Source organism: Anaerocolumna jejuensis DSM 15929, from assembly GCF_900142215.1.
GTDB lineage: Bacteria > Bacillota > Clostridia > Lachnospirales > Lachnospiraceae > Anaerocolumna > Anaerocolumna jejuensis.
In genome coordinates, this window is sequence record NZ_FRAC01000062.1 from 1 (window position 1) to 5465 (window position 5465).

5 protein-coding genes and 1 tRNA gene are annotated in these 5465 nt (G+C 38.6%); 4 read left to right on the forward strand and 2 right to left on the reverse strand.

Translation table 11 applies throughout. The annotated features are described in order from the left end of the window. The coding region (locus BUB77_RS28860; protein ID WP_139241358.1) for a hypothetical protein at positions 1 to 273 on the reverse strand (273 nt) is incomplete at its 3' end. A 649-nt stretch (positions 274 to 922) separates the two neighbouring features. Here BUB77_RS28860 and BUB77_RS28865 point away from each other — a divergent pair. From BUB77_RS28865 to BUB77_RS28875, 3 genes are all read left to right on the forward strand, one after another. Then, positions 923 to 1750, forward strand: coding sequence for a Cof-type HAD-IIB family hydrolase (locus BUB77_RS28865; protein ID WP_073280620.1), 828 nt, complete (start codon positions 923 to 925; stop codon positions 1748 to 1750). Between the two features lie 195 nt (positions 1751 to 1945). Next, entirely contained in the window at positions 1946 to 2422 is a 477-nt protein-coding gene (locus BUB77_RS28870; RefSeq protein ID WP_073280621.1) for a methylated-DNA--[protein]-cysteine S-methyltransferase, read from the forward strand. A 74-nt stretch (positions 2423 to 2496) separates the two neighbouring features. Beyond that, entirely contained in the window at positions 2497 to 3870 is a 1374-nt protein-coding gene (locus BUB77_RS28875; RefSeq protein ID WP_073280622.1) for an MFS transporter, read from the forward strand. A gap of 256 nt (positions 3871 to 4126) precedes the next feature. On the opposite strand, the gene BUB77_RS28880 is transcribed toward BUB77_RS28875, so the two are convergent. Next, on the reverse strand, positions 4127 to 4702 hold the full coding sequence (locus BUB77_RS28880; protein WP_073280623.1) for an ECF transporter S component: 576 nt from the start codon (positions 4700 to 4702) through the stop codon (positions 4127 to 4129). Between the two features lie 223 nt (positions 4703 to 4925). Between BUB77_RS28880 and BUB77_RS28885 the strand changes: the two genes are divergently transcribed. Next, positions 4926 to 4996: transfer RNA gene (locus BUB77_RS28885), tRNA-Gly, on the forward strand. The last annotated feature ends 469 nt before the right edge of the window (positions 4997 to 5465 follow it).

Here is a 5465-nt window from a genome sequence, read left to right on the forward strand (position 1 = left end):
TATAATCTTTTTTTGACCCGATTTTGATTCATAAATCACATCGTAATCGCCTTCAAATACATAATCTCCTTTATTTCCGAATGAAGAAATTTCATCTAATCTATATTGTTTTTCAGAAGTTTTAGGAGAAATTAAAAGTTTTCCGTAATTTGAAACACCTTGAGCTCTTATTGGATTAGTATTGTGCTTGGCAATATATATATAACTAGACAATAGTATACAAAAAAATACAACAGATATAACAATCACTAAATACAATTTCTTTTTATTCACAATAATTACATTGCATGATATTTAAAAAAGTTAGATATCATACTTTTCCTTTCTTATAAATTCAACTACTTGATGCTATGCAAGGATAACATCAATACAATATTTTACATGTAAATTATATACTAAATACAAATATATTCAATTTATTTGCTTACATTATTAATATTATTTTCTTTTTATATATTGAAAACAAAATCGTCGACGGATTTGTTTAATAAAAATAAAAGGAGGCTTAATTGGCTTCCTCTCCTTTCAGGTATGGCAGCGTAGCATGGCAGGTAGCCTTATTCATAATAATAGCAATAAATTGTTATAAATCTGAGTTATGGCAGCTAAGTTTTGGGATGCTTTAAGTATATTTTACTTTGTCGATATTATGGCAGGTCCTACGAATTAATTTGACGTTTTAAAAAGGCTTTAGTATACTTAATACAGTTACATGAAGATCAAAGAACGGTAATCAATTACTGGTTAATATTTAAGATTTATATAGAAAATAAATTAGGTTTTTTAATCTCTTTCAGGTATAAAAATGCCATAGTTTCGGCCTTTAACACCTGGAAGAGAAAAAACTGAAACACCACTTACATAGCTATTTTTAAATGCTGCCCTGAAACCTTTTCATCAGTACTGTAAGAAAGAAGAAAAAATGAAGACACTGTACATCTCCGATTTAGATGGAACGCTTCTAAACAGCCACGCCGAACTTAATCCTTATACCATAGAAATCCTTAATTCCTTAATTGAAAAGGGCATGGACTTTTCCATTGCAACTGCCAGAACCGCTGCTACGGTAACTCCGATTCTGTCTTCTCTTAAGCTCACTGTCCCTGTGGTCCTAATGAATGGAGTTATTCGGTATGATATGGCACGGAAGGAGTACCTGAATACCTGGTACCTTCCGGCAGAAACGGCTGCCTTAATCCTGCGCACGGCCAAACAGTTTCATCTAACGGGTTTTTTATATGAAATTAAAGAGAATAAGCTGGCAACCTACTATGAGAATCTGACCAATGATGCTATGACGGAATATTATACGGAGCGAAAGGTGAAATTTCATAAAACCTTTATTCAGGTGGAGGACCTTTTAGAAGCTGCCGGTATCCATACCATCTATTATGCCATGTTGGACAGCAGGGAAGCACTTCTTCCTGCCTATGAAATATACCAGACCATTCCCGGTATCTCTACCGCCTTCTATCAGGATAACTACAATAAGGACGGCATGTGGTTTCTTGAAGTATTCAGCAATAATGCCACCAAATACAATGCTGTAATGACTTTAAGGGAAAACCTGGGTTACGACAGGGTTGTCTGCTTTGGAGATAATTTGAATGACCTGCCTATGTTTAAAGCCTGTGATGTCACCTGCGCGGTAGCCAATGCAAAGGATGAGGTTAAGGCCGCTGCTGCCCATGTAATCAGGAGCAATGAGGAGGACGGCGTTGCAAAATGGCTTCTGGAGCATTTTGAATAAGAGTTTTAATATCCGCTTTCCCAAAATATAGTATAGCTTTTTAAACAACAGATTATATATCCAATGAATATCCGGGCTATCGTCTATTTAGTAAAACCCGGATTATCGAATATCCAATAAAAATCTGGATTATTGAATATCCCAAATCTGGATTATTGAATATCTAAAACCTGGATATTCAGAAAAGAGGCTGTTATGAGGAATTCCATTATTATCGATACGGTTATCGGTAAGCTTTATATAGCAGAAACAGATGGCGCAATTACCCACCTATCCTTTATGAGAGATGTAGAAGAAAACTCAGCTGAGGGAATTATCTCACCTGTCTTGGAGGATGCTCGCAGCCAGATTATAACCTATCTGGAAGGAAAGCGGACAAGCTTTGACCTTCCCCTGTCTCCTAAGGGAACTACTTTTCAGGAAAAGGTATGGGAGGCTCTTCTTACAATCCCCTACGGCCAGACCATAAGCTACAAGGAGCTTGCCCTCAGAGCAGGCAATTCCAAGGCCTGCAGAGCAGTGGGCATGGCTAACAACAAGAATCCAATCCCCCTCATCATCCCCTGCCACCGTGTAATCGGAGCAAACGGTAAGCTGGTAGGCTATGGAGGTGGCCTTCCCATAAAGGAAAAACTGTTAACCATTGAAGGAGCTCTTCCTGTATCAAAGTAAAACTACATATTTTGCAACACCTTAATAAAAGCATTTCCTATGGGGAAAAGTGAAGGAAATTAAACATAGAAGGGATGCCGCCAACAGCTTTCTTCACTTATATTGTGGCAATATCGCCGTCTGGTCTGCTGACCTGCCTGTGGTATGCAATGGGTATAAACATGGAAACCATCGCCAAAAGGCTTACGCTTAAATTCGGCTTTATCCAGGCCAGCTACTGGATCAGTCAATGTGCAATAAACAGTTTTGCAGCCGTATATCTTCATGCAAAACATTTTGAAAATACGCAGATAGGTTTTATCCTATCCTTTGCGGCTATCCTATCTATGCTGTTACAGCCTCTGGTTGCTTCCTTTGCCGACAGCTCAAAGAAGATTACCCTGCGGCATATGCTGCTCACCCTTATGTTTATGGTATTAGGGCTGGGCTTGTTACTCTATATTCTTCCGGATTCCTTCCTGCTCATAACCGTAATTTATATTTTAATTAATGCCATTGAGTACACCTTAAATCCCCTCTTCAATTCCCTTGCCATGGAATATATGAATCAGGGTGTACCTATGAATTATGGCCTTGGCAGAGGTATGGGCTCAATTGCCTTTGCAATTATGTCCTTTGCCCTTGGCTTTTTTGTGGATGCCTTCGGCCCGGATGCCATACTGCCTGTGTTTCTCCTGTGCTATCTGCTTGTAATCCTTTCGACCTTTTTGTTTAAGGAAAAGCTTCCGGTGTTTTCTGCGGAGCAAAGAGCCCTTTATGGAATAACAGAACCGTCCGAAGCAGGAGAAGAAAAGGAATCCAGTAATCTTTTTGTTTTCTTACTTCATCACAAGACATTTATGGTGCTGCTCTGTGGTGTTGCTATGCTGTTCTATTCCCATGTATTGATAAATACTTTTCTGATTAACATCATAGAAAATGTAGGCGGTAACAGCTCCGACATGGGGTTATCCCTCTCCATCGCTGCCGCCCTGGAGCTTCCTACCATGGCGTTGTTCATCCTGATTGTACGAAAGATTAAGGGAAGTACCCTGATTAAAATATCCGCACTATTCTTTACGGTAAAATCCCTTCTGACCCTGCTGGCGGTCAATGTAGCCCTGGTGCATGTATCCATGTCCCTGCAGATGATCTCCTTTGCCCTGTTTACACCAGCCTCTATTTACTATGTAAACGACCTTATCGAAAAGGAAAACCGTGTAAAGGGCCAGTCCCTGCTGGGAGTAGCTAACATCGGAATTGCAGGAACCCTGGCCAACCTGACTGGCGGAAGGCTTCTGGATACTTTCGGAGTAACCAGGATGTTACTGATTGGAACTGTGGTAACTGCAGTAGGGTTTATTCTGATATGCCTTAGCGTAAAGGAGCCTGTGAAGGAAAGCGGACTAGTAAAAGAGGATGGACCTGTCAGGGTAGATGGGCTTGTTAAGGAAAATGAACTTGTTTAAGAGGCTGTGACAGTATTACAGACAGTCCTCCTTCTCTTATCAGAGGTGCAAAAAGGTTCAAAAATATAAAGCAATAAAATTTAACAGAAAATTAAAAAGACTGTTGTCACTTATTATTGAAAACAAGAGGTTTTACTTCCTCCTCGTAGAATAAGTGCAACAGTCTTCATACTAATTATTTGCAAAAGAAAATCTTAATCTTAACTTGGATTAAATTTCAAAAAATAATTACTTCAAGTTTTAGTATCTTGCTTTTTTAGTATCTTGCCTTCCTTCCGCCTACGCTTACCGGAATGGTCACTACCTTCTGCAGGGGCTTCCATACCACATAGGCTATTGTAAAGTCAATCATACTGTGAATGATGGTACCTACACCAACAAGCAGGATAACGGAGAAAAGATATCCTTTTTCATAATAGCTGCTTGTCATATTATTTCCCCAATAGAAAAGGGTAACTACTGTAACTTCACTAACTGCATGAATTACTGCCATCAGAAGGCCGAACAAAGCGGAGCCTCTCGTGGTACTTAACATATTTGGGCTCTTCTTAAGCATATATGCTCCGATAATAACGAAAACGATATGGGAAAGAGCTCTTAATACCACTACGATTGGAAAGCCTGCCAGTAAAAAGCCGAAGGCTGAAATGAGCGCAACGGATATGGCAACGTAGGGTGATATAAACATAGCAATAAATATGGGTACATGGCTTGCCAAGGTATAAGAAGCCGGCTCTAAAATTATTTTAGGTGCAAACATTGGTATTACGATGCCGATAGCTGCCAGTAATGCTGCAATTGTCATTGTTTGAATAGAATTCTTACTGTTCATGCTGATTTCCCCCGGTTTTTATATTTTTAAGGCGTTAATTTAACTGTCTTTATTTCTGTTAAGTTAACTGTCTTGTCATCTGTAATCACCTGTATTGTATAGAATTTAACACATAAAGTCAAGAAAATTTTTCTGGCAGCAGGTTAGCGGTGATTTATTTTGTATTTTTTTATGTTGAATTTTACAGCAGGGAGATATATAATAGGATTACACATAGCAATCTGCGGATATAGTTTAATGGTAAAATTCGAGCTTCCCAAGCTTGTGTTGCGGGTTCGATTCCCGTTGTCCGCTGTAATAAAAAAGTAGCTACTGCACTGGTTTTAGTGTAGTAACTACTTTTTTGTTATGTGATTATTTAGGAGACACATAGAGAATAAAAGCGCGAATCTTCTGGTGAGCGTCCTTCATTCTTCCGAAACCTCGCCACGTTTTTTGATATGTTTTTTGGACGAGACTTTATTCTCAGTTGTTGCATGAACTTATCATCAATATTGCCTCAAAACTAATTACAGGCTACCACTTGTCTACCTTTCGGAACGTTAATATAATAAATATAATGGGAAGCTCCCTATTGAAGGGAATGTGAACTTAACTTGCCTTTACCTGTTTTTAATACTTAGAATATAATCGCCACTGAACATCTTTTGCATTTTGTATATGCTCCCAAATCCAGCGGTAGGAGGTTGTTTGGCTTGGCATCTATATGCTTAAGCATAATCTATCATCTATCTTAAAAAGTATTGAAAATAAAGAAAGGTTT

Coding starts and splice junctions, on each gene's coding strand:
- BUB77_RS28865 (WP_073280620.1), top strand. CDS start 923: ATGAAGACACTGTACATCTCCGATTTAGATGGAACGCTTCTAAACAGC.
- BUB77_RS28870 (WP_073280621.1), top strand. CDS start 1,946: ATGAGGAATTCCATTATTATCGATACGGTTATCGGTAAGCTTTATATA.
- BUB77_RS28875 (WP_073280622.1), top strand. CDS start 2,497: ATGCCGCCAACAGCTTTCTTCACTTATATTGTGGCAATATCGCCGTCT.
- BUB77_RS28880 (WP_073280623.1), bottom strand. CDS start 4,702: ATGAACAGTAAGAATTCTATTCAAACAATGACAATTGCAGCATTACTG.